18 protein-coding genes and 1 pseudogene are annotated in these 19111 nt (G+C 59.3%); 10 read left to right on the forward strand and 9 right to left on the reverse strand.

Annotated elements, in window-relative coordinates; translation table 11 throughout:
• Positions 1-20: 20 nt before the first annotated feature.
• The 5 genes from soil367_RS10530 to soil367_RS10550 form a co-directional block, all read right to left on the reverse strand.
• Entirely contained in the window at positions 21-368 is a 348-nt protein-coding gene (locus soil367_RS10530; RefSeq protein ID WP_136549069.1) for a YqcC family protein, read from the reverse strand.
• Between the two features lie 54 nt (positions 369-422).
• Entirely contained in the window at positions 423-1214 is a 792-nt protein-coding gene (locus soil367_RS10535; protein ID WP_136549070.1) for a ParA family protein, read from the reverse strand.
• A 53-nt stretch (positions 1215-1267) separates the two neighbouring features.
• Positions 1268-1969, reverse strand: a complete 702-nt coding sequence (hda, locus tag soil367_RS10540; protein WP_136549071.1) for a DnaA regulatory inactivator Hda — start codon at positions 1967-1969, stop codon at positions 1268-1270.
• A 143-nt stretch (positions 1970-2112) separates the two neighbouring features.
• A complete protein-coding gene (locus soil367_RS10545; RefSeq protein ID WP_136549072.1) occupies positions 2113-2670 on the reverse strand; it encodes a CDP-alcohol phosphatidyltransferase family protein in 558 nt (185 codons plus the stop codon).
• 207 nt (positions 2671-2877) lie between these two features.
• Entirely contained in the window at positions 2878-4149 is a 1272-nt protein-coding gene (locus tag soil367_RS10550; RefSeq protein ID WP_136549073.1) for a DUF2066 domain-containing protein, read from the reverse strand.
• Between the two features lie 351 nt (positions 4150-4500).
• On the opposite strand from soil367_RS10550, the gene purM reads away from it, so the two are divergent.
• From purM to soil367_RS10565, 3 genes are all read left to right on the forward strand, one after another.
• Positions 4501-5556 carry a phosphoribosylformylglycinamidine cyclo-ligase gene (gene purM / locus soil367_RS10555; RefSeq protein ID WP_136549074.1) on the forward strand — a complete coding sequence of 352 codons (1056 nt, stop codon included), beginning with the start codon at positions 4501-4503 and terminating at the stop codon, positions 5554-5556.
• Positions 5553-6206: a phosphoribosylglycinamide formyltransferase gene (gene purN, locus soil367_RS10560; protein WP_136549075.1), complete on the forward strand. Its 654-nt coding sequence runs from the start codon at positions 5553-5555 to the stop codon at positions 6204-6206. The genes purM and purN overlap by 4 nt, the downstream gene beginning before the upstream one ends.
• 188 nt (positions 6207-6394) lie before the next feature.
• Positions 6395-7222: a DUF3108 domain-containing protein gene (locus soil367_RS10565; RefSeq protein WP_136549076.1), complete on the forward strand. Its 828-nt coding sequence runs from the start codon at positions 6395-6397 to the stop codon at positions 7220-7222.
• Positions 7223-7264: 42 nt separating this feature from the next.
• Here the strand turns inward: soil367_RS10565 and soil367_RS10570 are convergent, their stop codons facing one another.
• The 4 genes from soil367_RS10570 to apbC form a co-directional block, all read right to left on the reverse strand.
• On the reverse strand, positions 7265-8539 hold the full coding sequence (locus soil367_RS10570; RefSeq protein ID WP_136549077.1) for a valine--pyruvate transaminase: 1275 nt from the start codon (positions 8537-8539) through the stop codon (positions 7265-7267).
• Complete coding sequence (locus soil367_RS10575) at positions 8536-9144, reverse strand: DUF416 family protein (RefSeq protein WP_172962330.1); 609 nt, start codon at positions 9142-9144, stop codon at positions 8536-8538. Before soil367_RS10575 ends, soil367_RS10570 begins: the two co-directional genes overlap by 4 nt.
• A 110-nt stretch (positions 9145-9254) precedes the next feature.
• Positions 9255-9824, reverse strand: coding sequence for a dCTP deaminase (gene dcd / locus soil367_RS10580; RefSeq protein WP_136549079.1), 570 nt, complete (start codon positions 9822-9824; stop codon positions 9255-9257).
• Between the two features lie 168 nt (positions 9825-9992).
• Positions 9993-11090 carry an iron-sulfur cluster carrier protein ApbC gene (gene apbC / locus soil367_RS10585; protein ID WP_136549080.1) on the reverse strand — a complete coding sequence of 366 codons (1098 nt, stop codon included), beginning with the start codon at positions 11088-11090 and terminating at the stop codon, positions 9993-9995.
• 296 nt (positions 11091-11386) lie between these two features.
• On the opposite strand from apbC, the gene metG reads away from it, so the two are divergent.
• The 7 genes and pseudogenes from metG (at position 11387) to soil367_RS10620 (ending at position 19079) form a co-directional block, all read left to right on the forward strand.
• The gene (metG, locus tag soil367_RS10590; protein WP_136549081.1) at positions 11387-13456 is read left to right on the forward strand and encodes a methionine--tRNA ligase; all 2070 of its coding nucleotides are present in this window, start codon (positions 11387-11389) and stop codon (positions 13454-13456) included.
• Positions 13457-13481: 25 nt separating this feature from the next.
• A complete protein-coding gene (rsxA, locus tag soil367_RS10595) occupies positions 13482-14063 on the forward strand; it encodes an electron transport complex subunit RsxA (protein ID WP_136549082.1) in 582 nt (193 codons plus the stop codon).
• Positions 14064-14065: 2 nt separating this feature from the next.
• Positions 14066-14674, forward strand: a complete 609-nt coding sequence (rsxB, locus tag soil367_RS10600; protein WP_136549083.1) for an electron transport complex subunit RsxB — start codon at positions 14066-14068, stop codon at positions 14672-14674.
• A complete protein-coding gene (gene rsxC, locus soil367_RS10605; RefSeq protein ID WP_136549084.1) occupies positions 14674-16473 on the forward strand; it encodes an electron transport complex subunit RsxC in 1800 nt (599 codons plus the stop codon). The genes rsxB and rsxC overlap by 1 nt, the downstream gene beginning before the upstream one ends.
• Positions 16470-17483 (forward strand): annotated as a pseudogene (rsxD, locus tag soil367_RS10610) (electron transport complex subunit RsxD); the annotation flags it as partial. The gene rsxC and the pseudogene rsxD, both read left to right, overlap by 4 nt.
• A gap of 139 nt (positions 17484-17622) precedes the next feature.
• A complete protein-coding gene (rsxG, locus tag soil367_RS10615) occupies positions 17623-18366 on the forward strand; it encodes an electron transport complex subunit RsxG (protein WP_136549086.1) in 744 nt (247 codons plus the stop codon).
• Entirely contained in the window at positions 18363-19079 is a 717-nt protein-coding gene (locus soil367_RS10620) for an electron transport complex subunit E (RefSeq protein WP_136549087.1), read from the forward strand. Before rsxG ends, soil367_RS10620 begins: the two co-directional genes overlap by 4 nt.
• The last annotated feature ends 32 nt before the right edge of the window (positions 19080-19111 follow it).

Genomic DNA, 19111 nt, shown 5'->3' on the forward strand with positions numbered 1-19111 from the left:
CCCTACAGGTCCTGGAGCGTTCAGGCTTCTGTTATAAGTCGATCAAGTTCACGGATCATCTCTACGAGCCTATCCGTTGACAGAGGGATAGGCCGAAAATATTCCTCGGCCATAGGCGCAATGTCCGAACGGGCGGGCAACTCAGCATCAGCCTCGATCAAAACACGGATCTTTTCCAGCAACACAAACTGTATCCACTGCGGGAAATGAAGCGTGTCTATACAGAAAGGTTCGGTGCTCGATAGCTGCTGAGCGGTTGGCACATTCTCGCTACCTTCCGGGGTCCACAATGCCAGGCGGCGCATCTCGCGCTCAATCTCCAGTACGGCATCTGCCAGCATTGCGTAGTGGCTGTAGCGTGCTTGCATACCCTGTTATCCCCAAAACCCGTTTCACTCAGATCACTTGCGCCTAGCAAGAACTCATAGCGGCTGAACGTCGATCTTTTCGCCGTGAAGCAGCCTGTATAAATCGACGAACTGAAGGGTCAACGGATGCTTTGGCGCCATATGGATCAGAGGCTGACCCAGTTGATGTGACTCTTTCATCTTCACAGACGACGCCAGCCGCACCGGAAGAACCGGCAGGCCCTCATCAATCAGCTCCTGAACCAGCCTCCGCGGCAAGCTGGCTCTCGACTGAAACTGATTGGGTACAATTCCTTCCACGATGAGATCCGGGTTGTGGTCTTCCTGGAGCTCCTGGATTTCGCCAAGGATGTTGTATAGGGCCTGACGGGAGAAGTCATCGCAGTCGAATGGAATCAGGCAGCGCTGAGCCGCTATAAGCGCTGATCTGGAATAGAAGTTCATGGAAGGCGCGGTATCGATGTAAATCGATTCGTAGGTTCCGCCGAGCTTCTTCAGAATATCCCGCAGCTTGTAGATTTTATGCTTGGCTTCGAGTTTGCGTTCGAGAAAATCGAGCTCTGGACTGGAGGGCAACACCGACAGGTTTTCAAAAGGTGATGCATGGATGAACTCATCCGCATGCCGATTAACGATCTTGAACGAAATCGTCTGCTCGAGCAGGTCCGCGACAGTATCGCGCAAGGCCTCAGCGGGCTTTCCAAGCAGGTACTGGGTCGAGTTTCCCTGGGGATCCAGGTCCACGACCAGGGTCCGTTTGCCGCGACTGGCACTGATGGCTGCGAGATTGCACGCGATGCTCGACTTGCCTACGCCTCCTTTCTGATTAAAGACAACCCGTCTCATTACGTCTCGCTCCTGCCCTGTGAAAGTTATTGGTAAGCGCCGGGCTCCTACCTCTACCAGCCCATCACGCTTTTTACGAACGGAATGGTCAAGCGACGCTGGCTGCTGAGCGATGCCTCGTCCAGCAGATGCAACACCTCAAGAAGCGCGCCGGTGTGCCGGTCCGCACGCCGGAGAATATAGTGGGCGACCTCGTCCGGCAACTCCAGCCCGCGAACCCGTGCGCGGGCACTCAGAATGATGAGCCGGTCGTCGTCCTTTGGCCGGGCCAGCTGCAGCAGTATGCCAGCGGATAAGCGCGACCGCAGGTCCGCGAGCGCCAGCGGCAGTTCGGCCGGAACAGCACGGGCGCTGATAAGCAAGGTCGCGCGGCGGTCCTGCAACCTGTTGTGCAGATGAAACAGCGCTTCCTCCCAGCGATAATCGCCACAGACAACGTCAATATTGTCGAGACAGACCAGGCTTGCCGCGTCCAGCCCTTCCAAAACTTCAGGTGCCAGCTGCTGCAGCTCGGCAAGATCAACACAGAAACTGACGCCGCCCGCCGCCTCATGGTCGACCGCCGCCGCCTGCAACAGGTGACTCTTGCCCGAGCCGGTGTCGCCCACCAGAAGGGCCAGCGGTTGCTCCTCTGCCAGTGCGGCCGCGAGCCGGGCAACAGTGGCCACGTTGTGCCCACCGTAGAAGTTGCTGAAGCGGGCGTCGTCGCGCAACCTGACGGCCAGGGGCAACTGCGTGCCCGAACTGTCACTCATATTCGACCGCCGGTGGGATCTGGGGCTCTAGAGGCTGATAAGGCTCGGGCATTTATCAGGCCGTGCATGACTTTCTCAATGACTGGTTCGTCTCACTGGCTGGTTTGTCCGGTTAATGATTACTGACCTTGTACCCAAGCCCGTCAAGCCTGCGCCTCTCGCCGTGCACGCAGTGACCAGACAACGACGTAATGAAAGCCGCTCAGGGCAGTCGACAGCGCCACCAGGTATATGCCCATTGGCACTGCGAAGTCCGGAACCGATAGCCCCGCATATTCCGCCATAACAATGACCACAAACAGTATCTGGATAAAAGTATTGGCCTTGCCCAGCAAGGACGGCGACATTTGATAGCGGCCGATAAGGAAGTGGTAAGCCAGCGCACCGGTTACGATCAGAAGATCCCTCGCGACGATGACGATCAGCAGCCAGTCGGGAATAAGATCGGTGAGGGCCATCATCGCATAAGTGGTCAGCAACAGCGCTTTGTCGGCAAGCGGGTCGGCTATGGCACCGAATCTGCTGAACCAGCCGAAACGCCTGGCCAGGAAGCCATCGGCACCGTCAGAAATAGCTGCCAGCATGAATAGCCCGAGGGCCAACATAAACTGCCCCCGATTCAACGCAATAGCGAAAGGCACAATCAGAGCAAATCGCACGAGCGTGAGGATGTTAGGCAACCAATGCCAACCGAAGTGCATCTAAAAGCCTTCCTCCATCTCCACAGAAGCCCCTGCCCTGTCACTCGTGCCGTCAAGCCTGCTGAACAGACCGGTCCGCCGGCGCCGTAGCTCAGGGGTCGTAGAATTCGATAAGATCGTGCCTTCCACCGGCCGTAGTCTAACAGACTAACGATGCCACGAACTGCATACCTCATCTCGGCCCTGGAATCCGCACTTAACCTGTTCTCATGGGTTCCAGGTGAAGTAGAGAACCGGATAGAGCGATTTGAAATTCTCTTCGTCTTCGCGTTCCTGCTGAGAGCGTGGCGCACGGGATATCGGCTCGCCGGGTGCCGGGATCGGCATGAAACCCAGGTTGTCCGAACCGGGAGCGGGTTCGTTTTCAGCCCCGTTCACCACATCAGCATAGGTTCCCCGGGGGGACTCTGGGGATACCGTCGCGCTGGAGCCGTCCTGGTCCGGGTTAGCTCCCCTGGCCGCCCGAACTTGCTCTTTTGTGCGCTGCTGCAGGCGACGCTCAAGCGCAAGGTGCTCCTGCAGAAGCTCGAGCTCACCGTTAAAGGCGAGGCGGACCCTAAGGGTATTGGGATGGACGCGCACGGGTGCGGCTTCGGAGACCGGTTCCATAGCGCCAAGTGCGCGCCGGATCTCCGCATAGGCTGCCAGATCGTCCACACCGCTTATCACAACGTCTACCCGTTGCAGATTTCCAGTCGAGCCCGGCGCAACTGCGTACCGTGCGGCCAGCGCCTCCGCCCAGGCTGCAGCGACCGCCTCCGTCACCGCCGCGGGCGAGTTACCGTCGACGGTACCGTCGAGTGAAACGCCTGCTCCGCGCAAGGACCAACGCGCGCGGAATGCAGAGCCCGATTCCGCAATACGGGCCACGCCTAACAGATCTGAGCGGTATGCTTGCGACGCCGCCTCGATGGGAGACATGAACATGCCCCAGATGTCAGACAGCCCGACGATACTCTGTTCGGCCTGATCGTACTTTGGCAGGACCAGCGGCAGCCCTCTGGCCTCACCAGCAGCCTTCATGGATCGGGTCCATTCGCCACCGCCATCAGCGGTAACCAGCTCTCTGCCGTCGCGGGATTGGGTGGCAACCCAGGCAAGAATGGCAGGTCGGTTTGCCCCCCAAACGGGTATGCCTATATCCGTCAGCGCGCGGGTGACACCGACCGCGCCAAAAGTGGCCGCCATCTGTAACGGACCGGCCCGGTCAGAGGACTGCTGGTAACGGTAAGACTGAACCAGATCCCGGGCATTTGCCAGAATCCGCTCGACGCCATCGCGCTGCAGCACATCCGAGCTTCCCGCTACCCGGACCAGAACTGTTTCAAGTGCGCGAGCCAGTGCCTGGCCCCGCCGCGCTTCAGAGGTATCCTCAACGGGTACCACAGCTTCATAAAGACCTTCCATTGGCACAGCAATCGCTTTAGCGGCGACCAGGAAACTTAACAGTAAAATTGGCAACCAGGTCTTTGTTCTCATGTGTTTTGGCTTTCTCCCGATACGCGGCTGAAATGCGCATGCTACTGCAGATTGTGCTTTGTGAACTGCTCAGAAAAGTGGTTCTCAGGATACAGCAAGCCTCTCATCGGGGACAGCAGCAGGCCGCAGCGGCGCCTTAAAGCCACTTCGCGCCACCTGTCGCTCGCGACTCGATTCTGCTCGCGGAACGCGCTATGCAAAAGCGAAACCCATCGCCTGGTCAGGCGCAGGCTCCGGACTTTCGGCGGCATTGCGTGCCGGCAGTTGGTCGCAGCCGGGGTAACTGCTAGAATTCGCGCCTTCACGTACGCGCCATGCAAGTACACGCCATCCAGTACATGAGAGTTCCCCATGAGCGATAAGAAACCCTCCCTGAGTTACCGAGATGCTGGCGTCGATATAGATGCAGGCAGCGCGCTGGTCGACCGTATCAAATCGACCGCGGCCAGCACCCGTCGACCCGAAGTCATGGGCGGCCTGGGGGGGTTTGGCGCCCTGTTCGAACTGCCGAAGGGTTATCGGGAGCCGGTATTGATCTCCGGCACGGACGGCGTAGGCACCAAGCTCAAACTGGCCATGGACCTGGGCAAGCATGACACCATCGGCATCGATCTGGTGGCCATGTGCGTGAATGACCTGGTGGTCGGTGGAGGTGAACCACTGTTTTTCCTCGACTACTACGCCACCGGCAAACTCAACGTCGATGTTGCGGCCGACGTAGTGGCAGGCATCGGCCTCGGCTGCAGCCAGGCCGGCTGTTCGCTGGTCGGCGGCGAGACCGCCGAAATGCCGGGTATGTACCAGGGCGATGACTACGACCTGGCCGGTTTTTGCGTGGGTATCGTCGAGAAAGCCGACATTATCGACGGCTCTCGCGTTCAGCCGGGCGATTCACTGATAGGTATAGCCTCCAGTGGTGCTCATTCCAATGGGTATTCACTGATCAGGAAGATCATCGAGGTCAGCCATGCTGACCTGAGCCAGACTGTAGACGGCAGGCCTCTGACTGAAAGCCTGCTCGAGCCGACCCGCATCTACGTGAAGCCTTTGCTGGAATTGATCAAGCGATGTGATGTGCGGGCGCTCTGCCACATCACCGGCGGCGGCCTCCCCGAGAATCTGCCCCGGGTGCTGCCGGACGGCACCACTGCCGTAATCGATACCGGCAGCTGGCAGTGGCCGGGAATTTTCTCGTGGCTGCAGGACCAGGGCGGCGTCAGCACAGCCGAAATGTACCGTACTTTTAACTGTGGCGTCGGCATGGTGGTTTGCGTGCCCGCAGACCAGCTGGAGCCAGCGCTCAAACACCTTGCGGAACTGGGTGAGCGGGCGTGGCGGATAGGTGCTATCGAGGCCGGTGATGGCGCGGCCACCGTTCGCTTTGAGTCTGGCACCGCCAGCCAATGACCGACAGCTCGACCCCCTGCCGGATCGTTGTGCTGCTTTCCGGCAACGGCTCCAATCTGCAGGCCATTATCAACCACTTCCAGGAAAGCACATCGGTGACCATCGCCGCGGTGCTGTCCAACCGTGCTGATGCGCAGGGGCTCAACCGGGCCCGCGCAGCTGGAATCCCGACCCGGGTGGTTGCCAAGGCCGACCATGTCACGCGAGAAGATTTCGACACTGCGCTGGCGACAGAGATCGAGCACTTCCAGCCCGATTTTATCGCTCTCGCGGGCTTCATGCGCATCCTGACCCCTGCCTTTGTTGATAGATACGAAGGCCGCTTGCTTAACATCCATCCCTCGCTTCTGCCACGCTACCGCGGGCTGGACACCCATCAGCGGGCACTGGATGCCGGCGACCCAGAACACGGCGCGACCGTCCACTTCGTCACAGCTGAGCTCGATGGCGGCCCGTCCATTCTTCAGGCCCGCGTACCCATCGAGCCTGGCGATTCACCCGAAGCCCTGGCGGCGCGCGTGCTGGAGCGTGAACACCAGATCTACCCCATGGCCATACAGTGGCTTTGTGAAGGACGACTACGCTGGCGGGACCATATGGCCTGGCTGGACGGGGAACCGCTGAGCACGGCTGTTGTCGTACAGGCGTAACCCGTCATCAGCGAGGTGCCTTGCCTGCAACAGCAGCCTCCTCTGACCCATGGATTGTTGCTACAGTCGGGGAAGCGCTGCCGTTACAGGCAAAACCAACGACAGCTACCTGCGGTATACGTTAACCTAGCGATCTTATCCGTCCGTTCCCGAACCCTGATCGAACAATCTGGAGTGTGCTTCCGCTTATGTACTCAAGCCTTCGCCATCTCTTGCCTTCGGCCCTTACCCTGATGTTTCTCCTATGCCTGAGCATGGTTGATACCGCGCGCGCAGAACAAGCGCTCCAGGACCCGGACCAGGATCAAACGCAACCAGAGCAAGAGCAGGCCCCGGACGCGACGAATGCAGTGCCGGCCACGGAGCTGAACCCCATAAAAGCCAAATACAGCGCCAGCCTTGAAAAAGGTATTCCGTTCAATGGCAGCGCCACGCGCTCACTGAAGCAGCGCGACGACGGGCTTTGGGAATACCGATTCTATGTTGACTCATTCATAGCCGACATCCGGGAATCGCTTTTGCTGGAGTGGAACGGGCACCAGGTTATCCCTCTTGAGTACCGCTACGAACTGAGCGGCTGGATGATTCCCGATCGCGCGGCCAAACTGGATTTTGACTGGAACAAATACCGGGTTCGCAACGATATCAAAGACAAGCCCTGGTACATGGACATCCACCGGGGCGTGCTCGATAAGCTGGGGTTCCAGCTGCAGCTCAGGCAGGATCTCAAAGCCGGCAAACGCCGCATGATTTATGAGATAGCCGATGGCGGCAAGCTGAAGGAGTATGAGTTCAGCGTGGTCGGCGACAGAAAGCTCAAGACCAAGAACCACGGCACTGTGGACACGGTGTTAGTGGAAAAAGTGCGCGAACCCTACAAGAAGCGAGAAACCCATCTCTGGTTTGCGCCCGAGTGGGACTATCTGCTGGTACGAATGGTCCAGGTCGAGAGCGACGGCACGCGCTACGAGATCAACCTGGACGAAGCCCGGCTGCCCGATAAACGGATAGAATAGCCCCGCTCAGAAGACCTTCGGGTAAAGGGCAAAGCGGGCGCTTCACGCCTCGCCGTCGTAGGCGCGCCGCACTTCCTCGGCAATGATATGCAGGCCCTGGGCTACCTGGTCATCATCCTGCGAGTAAGTCACTCGCAGGCATTCCTGACGGTGCCGCCAATGGTCAACGGGTAGCCCCGGAAAGAAGTAATGCCCGGATACCACAAGAACCCCGCGCATCTTCAAGCGCTGGTATAGCACTTCACTGGTAATGGGCAGATCTGGAAACCATAGCCAGAGAAACATGGCGCCTTCCGGTTCGTGAACAAACCAGGGATAGCCTTCCCCCATGGCAGCGCTAAATGTAGCAACAGCCCGCTCCATTTTCGCCCGGTAGAATGGTCCAATCACATCCCGGGATAAACGCAGAATCTCCCCGCTACGCACCATATCCTCGGCCAGCATTGCGCCAAAGCTGCCAGTAGCCAGGTTCATGATGGCATTGACGCTCGCGAGCGCCTTGATCACAGGCTCCGCAGCGATGACGATACCCGTGCGGGCAGCGGGTAAACCCAGTTTCGACAGACTGAGGCAGAAAATGATGTTCTCGTTCCAGTGCGCCGTTGCGTCTACATAAAGCAGCCCGGGGAACGGCGCCCCGTAGGCAGCGTCGACGATCAGTGGAATGTCCCACTGCCGGGCGAGGGCTTCCAGCCGCGCCATCTCGCCGTCAGTAACCACATTTCCAGTCGGATTGGTCGGCCGGGAGACGCAGATGGCACCAGTCTCTTCCGTGACCTGCAGCTGGTCAAAATCGACCCGGTACTTGAAACGGTGCTCCCCGTGAAAATCGATCTCCGGCCGCACAGAACGGAAGGTGCCCTCGTAAAGCCCAGCATCACTGTAGCCGATGTATTCCGGCGCGAGCGGTAGCAATATGTGGCGCGGTTGCCCGGCATCGCCGGCAGGCCTTGGCCCGGCAAACATATTAAAGAGCATGAAGAATGCCGCCTGACTGCCATTGGTCAGGCCGATATTGCCCGGCTTGAGCCCCCAGCTGTATTCGCGGTTCAGCAACTCAACCAGCGCACCAATGAACTGCTTTTCGCCCTGGGGCGGATCGTAAGTGCCGACAAGGCGCTTAACTGCGGCCTCATCATTGGCGAGCCTCTGCAGTTCACGCTGGAACAGCGCTTGAACCGGCGGGACGTTGCCGGGGTTGCCGCCGCCCATCATGATCATGTCGTCGCCGGAGGCCATCGCGTTGCCGAGATCATCCATCAGCGAACTGATGCCGGCGTCAGCGGAAAACTTCTGGCCAAAGGCTGAAAGTTTCATTGAGGGTCAGCATCCAGGCCAAGTCCAAGATTACTGACACCGTCGTTGGCAGCGGTGGCCTTCAGCGCTTCAACCCATGCTTCGTCCGTCGACCGGGCCTCGCCCAGCATTTCGAGCAGAAACTCCTGAAATCCCCGCTCAGCCTGCATCAGCTCGTGGCCCTCAAACAGGTCAACCAGCGCATCCTCATCCAGGCCTTCACCCTCGCTGAACTCAATAAACGTCATCACGACGGCGAATGATGCTGCTGAGGCAGCCGCTGCACGCGGCTTGTCAGGGTTTACGCGGCACAGGAACGCCTGCTCGAGCAACTCCACCATGGTGAGCGCTGGCTGGACACCGTACACCTCATGGGCGTCCGGGTCTGGCGCGCAGTGGGAGAGATGGGTCAGTAGCTGGAAAACGTCCAGATCATGGTCACGGCTGCCGAGCATTTCCCAGCCCTGGTCTAGCAGTTTCCTTACCCGCGCCCCGTGGTCGGGCGCCGTGAGCTCGGCGAAAAGGGCAAAATTGGGGTAGTTGCGCTCCGCGAGGGCGAGAATAAAGCCATACTCCCGCCAGCTCCGCAGTTGTCCCAGGCGTTTTTCGAACTGCTTTGGTTTCAAAATTGGCTTCCTTGAGAGCGACTGGTGTCACGAGAGCCCTGACTGCGCCACTTAGTTACTCAGGTGCGGGAGTTACTCAGGTGCGGGGGTTACTCAGGTGCCGGGGTTACTCAGGTGCGAGGCAGCGTCACCCCGCGCTGCCCCATGTATTTTCCCTTACGGTCGCGATAGCTCGTCTCGCAAATCTCGTCTGATTCGAAGAAGAGCATCTGCGCGACCCCCTCATTCGCGTATATTTTGGCCGGCAGGTTGGTGGTATTGGAAAACTCAAGCGTTACCTGGCCCTCCCACTCCGGTTCAAGCGGCGTGACGTTGACGATAATGCCGCAACGGGCATAGGTTGATTTGCCCAGGCATATGGTCAGCACGCTGCGGGGGATCCGGAAATACTCCACGGTTTGCGCCAGCGCGAAGCTGTTTGGCGGAATGATGCAGACATCAGCAGTCACATCGACAAAACTGGTTTCGTCGAAATTCTTGGGATCAACAGTAGCCGAATGCACATTCGTGAAGATCTTGAACTCGCGACTACAGCGCACATCGTAGCCATAGCTTGAGGTTCCGTAGGAAATAACCCGACCACCTTCGGCGTTGGCGCGCACCTGCCCCGCCTCGAACGGTTCGATCATCTGATGTTCCTGGGCCATCCGCTTGATCCAGCGGTCGGATTTAATACTCATGGGTGCTTACCTAACCTAGTCCGATGAAGCCCGCCAGTTTACCCGCCGGTACCTGAAACCGCCAAACCCAACCGCTGGTTATCAGCCGGTTCGGTTTGGCGGCAGTTCGTCATTAACGGAAGCCCTGGCGGCCCCGGCCGAAGTCGTACCGCCACTAAAGGAACAGGCTTAGTCATCGCTGATTGAAATACTGGGAATCGGCGCGTGCAGGTTGCGGTCGCGCCGGGATAAGCTTGCCCCTACTCGACGGGCAATATCCCGGTACAACATGGCCACTTCGGAGTCGGGCTCGTTGATGACCGTCGGCCGTCCGGAATCAGTCTGCTCGCGAATGGTCATGTGCAGCGGCAGCTGGCCGAGCAGCTCGGTCCCGTATTCGTTGGCGACCCGCTCACCGCCGCCGGTCCCGAACAGCGCTTCGTGGTGACCACAGTTACTGCAAATGTGGGTGCTCATGTTTTCCACGACGCCCAAAACCGGGATATCAACCTTGCGGAACATTTCTATCCCTTTCTTGCAGTCCAGCAAGGCGATGTCCTGGGGCGTCGTCACGATAACCGCACCCGTGACCGGCACCTTCTGCGCGAGGGTCAATTGGATGTCACCCGTACCTGGCGGCATGTCGACCACCAGATAATCAAGGTCATCCCAGAGCGTCTGGTTGAGCAACTGCTGGAGTGCGCCGCTGACCATGGGGCCGCGCCAGACCATGGGGGTCTTGTCAGTGACCAGGAAGGCCATCGACATGGCCTGCACGCCATGGGCTTCGACCGGTACAAAATACTTGTCCTGCTTGGTCTGTGGCCGTGTGTTTTCTGGAATGCCGAGCATCATACCGACGCTGGGGCCGTATATATCCGCGTCCAGAATGCCAGTCCGGGCGCCTTCTTTCGCCAGGGCCAGGGCCAGGTTAACCGCTGTGGTCGATTTACCGACCCCGCCCTTGCCGGACGCGACTGCGACAATATTGCGAACGTTGCCCAACGATTGCAGTTCACCCTGGGCCTGATGCGTGCGAATTTTCTGCCGGGCGCTGACGTTAACTGTTTCTACCCCGGGCACATTCTCAATCACAGTGGTAAGCACTTGTTTCATACCGCCCAGGATGCCCTCGCAGGGATAACCCAGCTCGACATCCACCGTTACGGTACTGCCGTCAATATCCAGGCGCTTGACTGCATCAAGTGACAACAGGTCCTGGTGCAGGTATGGGTCCTGGTAGGTGCGAATCGCCGCTTCGATGGCGTTACGGTCGATGGCGGACATAAGATCTCCAGCGCAGTGAGGTGAAACCGGCCGCTATAAAAAGCAGGCGTTGCTATTGCAGGAAGTCTACTGTTTTCAAACCTGCGCGAATAGCGTCAGGCCCGTCATTACTTGGCTCCAAGCGGATTTCGGGGGTGAAAATCGGCTCTGGCGGGAGTATCATCTCTGTCCCTTTTGAATTTCAGCCGCGTCTGCAAAGCGCTTACGCCCTTGCCAGCAAAACCCTTGGCGCCCGAACGGCCCGAGCCAGCGCCTGAAAATCACACCCGCGTTTAACCGTAAACCATGAGCTTTCTATGACCGCAAGCCCGACAGCCTCAACGCCCGAGCCCCGTCGCGACATTCTGGTGACCAGCGCCCTGCCCTATGCCAACGGTCCGATTCACCTCGGCCATTTGCTGGAATATATCCAGACCGATATCTGGGTCCGTTTCCAGAAGCGCCGCGGCCAGAACTGTATCTACGTCTGCGCGGACGACGCCCATGGCACAGCAATCATGTTGCGTGCGGAACGCGAGGGTATCACCCCGGAAGCGCTGATCGACCGTATAAACGCGGAACACCGTGAAGATTTCGCCGGGTTTCTGGTGGGTTTCGATAATTACTATTCCACCCACTCCCCTGAGAATGAACGGTTCTCCAGCCTGATATACCAGCGCCTGCGCGACAACGGGCATATTGCGGTCCGGGAGATTACCCAGGCGTTTGACCCTGAGAAGCAGATGTTCCTGGCCGACCGGTTCATCAAAGGAACCTGCCCCAAGTGCAAGTCAGAGGACCAGTACGGGGACAACTGTGAAGTCTGCGGTGCCACCTATACGCCGATGGAGCTGATCGATCCACGCTCGGCCATTTCCGGCGCCAGACCTGTTGAAAAGGGCTCTGAGCACTATTTCTTCCGGCTGCCGGAGTTTACAGTGTTCCTGCGCGACTGGACCCGCAGCGGCACGCTGCAACCCCAGGTTGCAAATAAACTGGCAGAGTGGCTTGATGCAGGCCTGCAGGACTGGGACATCAGTCGCGACGCCCCCTACTTCGGTTTTGAAATTCCGGGCGCGCCGGGCAAATTTTTCTACGTCTGGCTCGACGCGCCAATCGGCTACCTCGCAAGTTTCGAAAACCTCTGCCAGCGCCGTGAAGATCTCGACTTCGACCATTTCTGGAAACCGGGCTCCAGCGCCGAGGTGTATCACTTCATTGGCAAGGACATCATCAATTTTCACGCCCTGTTCTGGCCGGCCATGCTCCACAGCGCCGAGCTGCGCACGCCGACGGCCGTTTACGCCCATGGCTTTGTGACTGTAAATGGCAAAAAGATGTCCAAGTCCCGTGGCACCTTCATCATGGCCCGAACATATCTGGACCACCTGGATCCGGAGTACCTGCGGTACTACTTCGCCGCCAAGCTGACCGCCCATGTAGACGACCTCGACCTCAACCTTGAAGATTTTGCCCAGCGAGTCAACTCCGACCTGGTTGGCAAGGTGGTCAATATCGCCAGCCGAACGGCTGGTTTCATCTCGAAGAAATTCGACGGTCGTCTCTCGACGGAGCTGAGCGAACCCGATCTGTTGGCCCGTTTCGTCAGCGCCGGCGAGGAGATCGCCCAGTGCTACGAAAACCGCGAGTTCAGCCGTGCCATGAGGCTGGTGATGGAATTGGCCGACCAAGCCAATCTGTACGTCAACGATGAGGCGCCCTGGGTGCTGGCGAAGAACGCGGATACCCTGCCGCAGGTCCAGGCGATCTGCACCAACGCCCTGAATATGTTCCGGGTGCTGATGACCTATCTGGCCCCCGTGCTTCCGGCGACGGCTGCCCGGGCTGAGGCGTTCCTCAACTGTTCCCTGGACTGGCACGAGCGCGGCGACTATCTGCTTGATCATGGCGTAGAGCCCTTCAAACCGATGATGCAGCGGATCGATATGAGCCAGATCGAAGCCATGCTGTCCTCAACCCGTCAGGATCTGCCCCCGGCGTCGGAAACACCGGCTGAGCAGCCCGGCAAAGACACTGTAAAACCGGCTGCACCGCTGGCTGACGAGATCACCTTCGACGACTTTGCCAAAGTTGACCTTCGCATTGCCCGGATCGTCAACGCCGAGCACGTGGAAGGCGCCGATAAACTCCTGCGGCTGACCCTCGACATCGGTGTGGCAGAGCGACAGGTATTTGCCGGCATAAAAACCGCGTACCGCCCCGAGGAACTGCAGGGCCGGCTAACTGTCATGGTAGCCAACCTCAAACCCCGCAAAATGAAGTTTGGCATGTCCGAGGGCATGGTTCTGGCGGCGGGTCCCGGAGGCAAGGATATCTGGTTGCTGGCCCCGGATGACGGCGCCGAGCCCGGCATGCGAGTAATGTGATGATGGCAACGAACACCGGCGGGACATGACCGAGTATCTGTTAATTCTGGTCAGTACGATCCTGGTGAACAACTTCGTGTTGGTTCAGTTTCTCGGGCTGTGTCCGTTCATGGGCGTTTCCAACAGGCTGGAAACCGCCATGGGCATGTCCCTTGCCACGACCTTCGTGCTGACCCTGTCGTCAGTCTGTAGCTATCTTGCCTACAACTGGCTGCTCGAACCCCTGGGGCTGACCTTTCTCCGCACGATCACCTTCATCCTGGTGATCGCCGTCGTTGTCCAGTTCACCGAGATGGTGGTGCGCAAGACCAGCCCGCTGTTGCACCGGGTCCTGGGCATTTTCCTGCCGCTGATCACCACCAACTGCGCCGTGCTGGGGGTCGCCTTGCTGAATCTCAATCAGCAACATAGTTTCCTTGAGTCCGTGCTGTACGGTTTTGGCGCGGCCGCCGGCTTTTCGCTGGTAATGGTACTGTTCGCGGCGATGCGGGAGCGTATCGCGGTCGCTGACGTGCCCCAGCCTTTCCGTGGGTCAGCCATTGGCATGATCACTGCCGGGCTCATGTCCCTTGCGTTCATGGGCTTCACCGGGCTGGTCAGTCTCTGATTATGCTGTCTACCGTCACCCTCGCGATAAGCGCCCTGCTCGGGTTGGCCCTGGCCTTTGGCGCGATACTGGGTTACGCCTCGATTCGCTTCCGGGTTGAAGGCAACCCTCTGGTGGAGCAGGTTGACAAGCTTCTTCCCCAGACCCAGTGCGGCCAGTGCGGCTATCCCGGCTGCCGCCCGTATGCCGAGGCGATTATCGACGGCGACAAGATCAACAAATGCCCGCCCGGTGGCGAGCAGACAATTCAGGCTTTGGCAGCATTACTGGACGTGGCAGCGGAGCCGCTGGACAGCGAACACGGCAGTGAGCAGGTCAAGCGCGTCGCTATCATCCGCGAGGACGAGTGCATCGGCTGCACCAAGTGCATTCAGGCCTGCCCGGTGGATGCGATCCTGGGCGCGGCCAAACACATGCACACCGTCATCGAGAGCGAATGCACCGGCTGCGATCTCTGCGTTGAGCCCTGCCCGGTAGACTGTATCGATATGGTCCCGCTGGCTACGGACATTCGCAGCTGGGTCTGGACCCGTCCAGTTGCTGACGGTGCAGCGCACAAACCCGTCCATCAACTGATCGCCAGCGACCGTCAGCCCGAGGCTGTGCGCTGATGGGAAAACTCTGGGATTTCCACGGGGGTGTTCATCCCCCCGAGCGCAAACAGCAGACCACCCGGAACCCCATCTGCGGGGCGGGCATACCCGACCGGCTAATCGTGCCCTTGCAGCAGCACATTGGCGCGTCTGCCAAATGCCTGGTCGCGCCGGGTGCCCAGGTCGACAAGGGCCAGCCCATCGCATCCGCCCAGGGCGAACTCAGCGTTGCAGTTCACGCGCCCACGTCAGGCCGGGTCCTGGCCATTGAAGCGCATCCGGTCCCACATCCTTCTGGGCTGGAGGACTGGTGTGTAGTGATCGAGCCTGACGGCGAAGAACGCTGGGCGACACTTGCGCCCTGCGCGGACTTTCGTGCGATGGATGCTGCAGCTTTGCTGGAGCGCATCCGTGGGGCAGGCATTTCAGGGCTTGGTGGTGCGGGCTTTCCAACAGCTATCAAGCTCAACTCAGCTGGCAACGGACCTCTGACGACGCTGATCATCAACGGCGCCGAATGCGAACCCTACATTACCGCCGACCAGATGCTGATGCAGGAGCGAGCGGATGAGGTCGTAACGGGTGCGGAGATCCTGGCCAGCATCCTCCAGCCGCAGCAGTGCCTGATCGCTGTGGAGGACAATAAACCACTGGCCATCGAAGCGCTCAAACGGGCCGCGAACAAAACCGCCGTCGAAATCGTGCCCATCCCGACCAAATACCCTTCTGGCGGCGAGAAACAATTGATCGAAATACTCACCGGGCTTCAGGTTCCGTCGGGGGGCATCCCGGCCGATATTGGTGTTATCTGCCAGAATGTGGGCACAGCGGCAGCGGCGTATCGGGCGGTCTGTTTGGGCGAGCCGCTGATATCGCGCGTGACGACTGTCGCCGGAGAGGCATTGCAACGCCCGGGCAATTTCGAGGTATTGCTGGGTACACCATTGAGCCACCTCCTGACCCAAGCCGGGATAGATCATGAGCGACTGCACAGGCTGATCCTGGGTGGCCCCATGATGGGCTTCGCGACAGACAACGCAGCCACGCCGGTGACCAAGACCACCAACTGCATAATCGCGGCGACAGCGGCCGAGTTGCCTGACCCACCGCCCGCACAGCCCTGTATACGTTGTGGCATGTGTGAGCAGGTCTGCCCCATGGAGCTGCTGCCCCAGCAGCTTTTCTGGTTCAGCCGATCCCGTCAGAACGACGAGGCTGAAGCACTTGATCTGTTCGACTGCATAGAGTGCGGAGCCTGTACCTACGTCTGCCCCAGCGCTATCCCACTGGTGCAATACTACCGGGGTACAAAAGGCGAGATTCTTCAGCACCGGGCAGAACAGCTCAAAGCGGATCAAGCCCGCATGCGATTTGAGGCGCGTCAGGCGCGTCTGGCCCAGGAGCAGGCCGACAAAGAGGCCCGGCGCCAAGCCCGCAAAGAAGCCGCTGCTTCTGCGGCTCATCCAGACGCTTCCGGCGCGCGCAAAGCCGCGTCGCGGGCTGACGCTGTGCAGGCCGCGCTTGCCCGGGCCCAGACCAAACAGAAGGCCCAATCACTCCAGAAGAAACAGACTGAATCTCCCCAGGACGTCGTTGCCCTGGAGAAAAACCTGACCCGCACCAGGGCAAAGCTTGAAAGAATGGAAGCTGACCTGCAGGACGCCCGGCAAACGGACCCCGCCAGAGCTGCAAAGCTAGAGGAAGCGATCGACAGCAACCGGTCCCGACTGAGAGCCGCCGAGAAGGCGTTGCAGACGGCACGCAACCTTCGTATGTCGGATACGGACGACGGCCGCGAGGAGGCGCTGAAAAAGTGAGCTTTCTCTCAGCTGCTTCGCCTCTTCACCGTGCACCGTCTGGCAGTAGTGCCGTCATGATGTGGGTCATTCTGGCCGCGATTCCCGGCCTGATGGCACAAACACTGTTCTTCGGTTGGGGCAACCTGATCAACGTGCTCTGGTGCACTACGCTTGCTCTGGGCTTCGAAGCCGTGATTCTTAAACTACGCCGCCGACCCGTACTGTTTCATCTGCGTGACTGCAGCGCCGTGGTAACAGGCCTGCTGCTCGGGCTGGCGCTTCCGCCGCTACTGCCCTGGTGGGCATCTGTCACCGCGGTGGGCGTGGCTATCATCCTTGCAAAACATCTCTATGGCGGGCTGGGTTATAACCCTTTCAACCCAGCCATGGTTGGCTACGCGCTGGTGCTTATCTCGTTTCCGGTCGCAATGACGGTGAACTGGGCCGCCCCGGAGACGCTGCTTGACCGGACCCTGAGCTTTTTTGATACCGCTGCGATCATCTTCAATGGTGCGTCTGCAGCGCCGGACGGCTGGTCCATGGCCACGCCATTGGACGTCTACAAGAACGAAATAGACTCCGAGCTTGCGACGGCAGTGATCCAGGCGCCGGTTTTCGGCAGTGGCATTGCCCTCGGCTGGGAATGGGTAAACGTCAGCTTTCTGGCCGGAGGCTGTCTGTTGCTATACAGACGCATCATCACGTGGCATATACCCGCCGGGGTGTTGGGCGGGCTCGCTCTGCTGAGCCTCGCGCTGGGCTGGGATGTCGACCAGAACGTGCCGTTGACGCTACATCTCTTTGGCGGCGGTACCATGCTGGGCGTGTTTTTTATCGCGACAGACCCTGTTTCAGCCGCGACCAGTAACCGGGGCAAGCTGGTTTTCGGGTTAGGCATCGGTGTCCTGGTCTATCTCATACGCACCTGGGGCGTTTACCCCGATGCCTTTGCTTTTGCAGTGCTGCTCATGAACTTTGCGGCGCCCTTCATTGATTACTACACCAAGCCGCGCAGCTACGGTCATTCAGCACGCCAACGCACTCTAACCGATCAGGGCCATCAGGCCCGCCCTCTTCGCGCCGGCCTGGATCAGAGCAATGACGCCCCACAGCGCGATGCGGCAGGTTCGGATCTCGTGCCGGGCTCAGCAATGACGGAGGCAGACCATGTCAGCCGTCTCTAGGGTCGTGATCAAAAACGCGTTGGGTCTGGGCCTGTTTGCAATGGTAACAGCAGGGCTCGTGGCCCTGACCCAGCAACTGACAGCTGACGATATCGCGGTACAGAAACGCCGGGCCCAAGCCAGCGCACTGCTTGAAGTTATCCCCCGTGCCTACCACGACAACGAGCTGGCCGAGTCGGCTTTCACCATAGCCGCCAACCCTGCCCTCGGCTTCCAAAAGAATGGCACCGGCTACCGGGCTTTGCGGGACGGGGCCGTAAGTGCGGTTATTCTTCCGGTAGTCGCACCCGATGGCTACGCCGGGGCCATTCGCCTGATCCTGGGCATTGACCGAAGCGGTCGCCTGCTGGGTGTGCGTGTTCTTGATCACCATGAGACGCCCGGGCTGGGCGATCAGATCGAGACGCGCAAGTCTGACTGGATCCTGGGCTTTACCGGCCATTCGCTCGGTAATCCCGAGCCGGACGGGTGGAAGGTCAGGAAGCACGGCGGCGAATTCGACCAGTTTACAGGCGCGACGATTACGCCCAGCGCCGTGGTACGCGCGGTGAGGCGAGCCCTGGCGTACTTTCATGCTCACCAGGAAGTACTCTTTGACAAAAGCGTCAGCGCTGTTGGCGATGGCGGAGGAGCCCCCCGGAAAAACAGCACCGAAAGAAAAATTGAGCACGGTTCGCGGCACGCCGCGCCCGACCCAACCCGACAACCTTACCAGGACTCGATGTGAAGCTTGCGCAACGCTCTCTGATCAGACTCAGCCGGGACGGGCTCTGGACCAACAATCCCGCTCTGGTGCAGATTCTGGGCCTGTGTCCGCTGCTCGCCGTCACGTCCTCTGTGGTCAACGCGGTGGGCCTGGGGCTGGCCACACTGCTCGTTCTGGTGGGCTCGAACGTTGCTGTTTCACTGATTCGAAACCATGTTTCAGAGGCCGTGAGGCTGCCCGCCTTTGTGATGATTATTGCGTCGCTTGTGACCTGCACCGAGTTGCTGATGCAGGCCTATACCTACGAGCTCTATCTGATACTGGGCATATTCATACCGCTGATAGTGACCAACTGTGCGATTCTCGGCCGGGCTGACGCCTTCGCCTCGCGAAATGGGGTGCTGCCGAGTGCAGTCGACGGTTTCATGATGGGAATGGGATTCTTCTGGGTCCTGTTCATACTGGGCGGAATGCGTGAGCTTATCGGGCGGGGAACACTCCTGGCCAACATGGACCTTCTTTTCGGGCCGGCGGCAGCGGCGTGGAAGATACAGGTCTTTCCTGACTACACCGAGATTCTGTTCGTGGTCTTGCCGCCCGGGGCGTTCATCGGGCTAGGGCTTCTGATTGCGCTCAAGAATGCTGTTGATACCGAACTTGCCAGACGTAAAGCATCATCTTTGCCTGCTCCGGCGGGCAGCAAGCGAGTCAGGGTAACAGGCACCCCAACCTGAAAAATTTTTCCAGAAGCGTTAGAAAATGAGAG

It is taken from the genome of Hydrocarboniclastica marina, assembly GCF_004851605.1.
GTDB lineage: Bacteria > Pseudomonadota > Gammaproteobacteria > Pseudomonadales > Oleiphilaceae > Hydrocarboniclastica > Hydrocarboniclastica marina.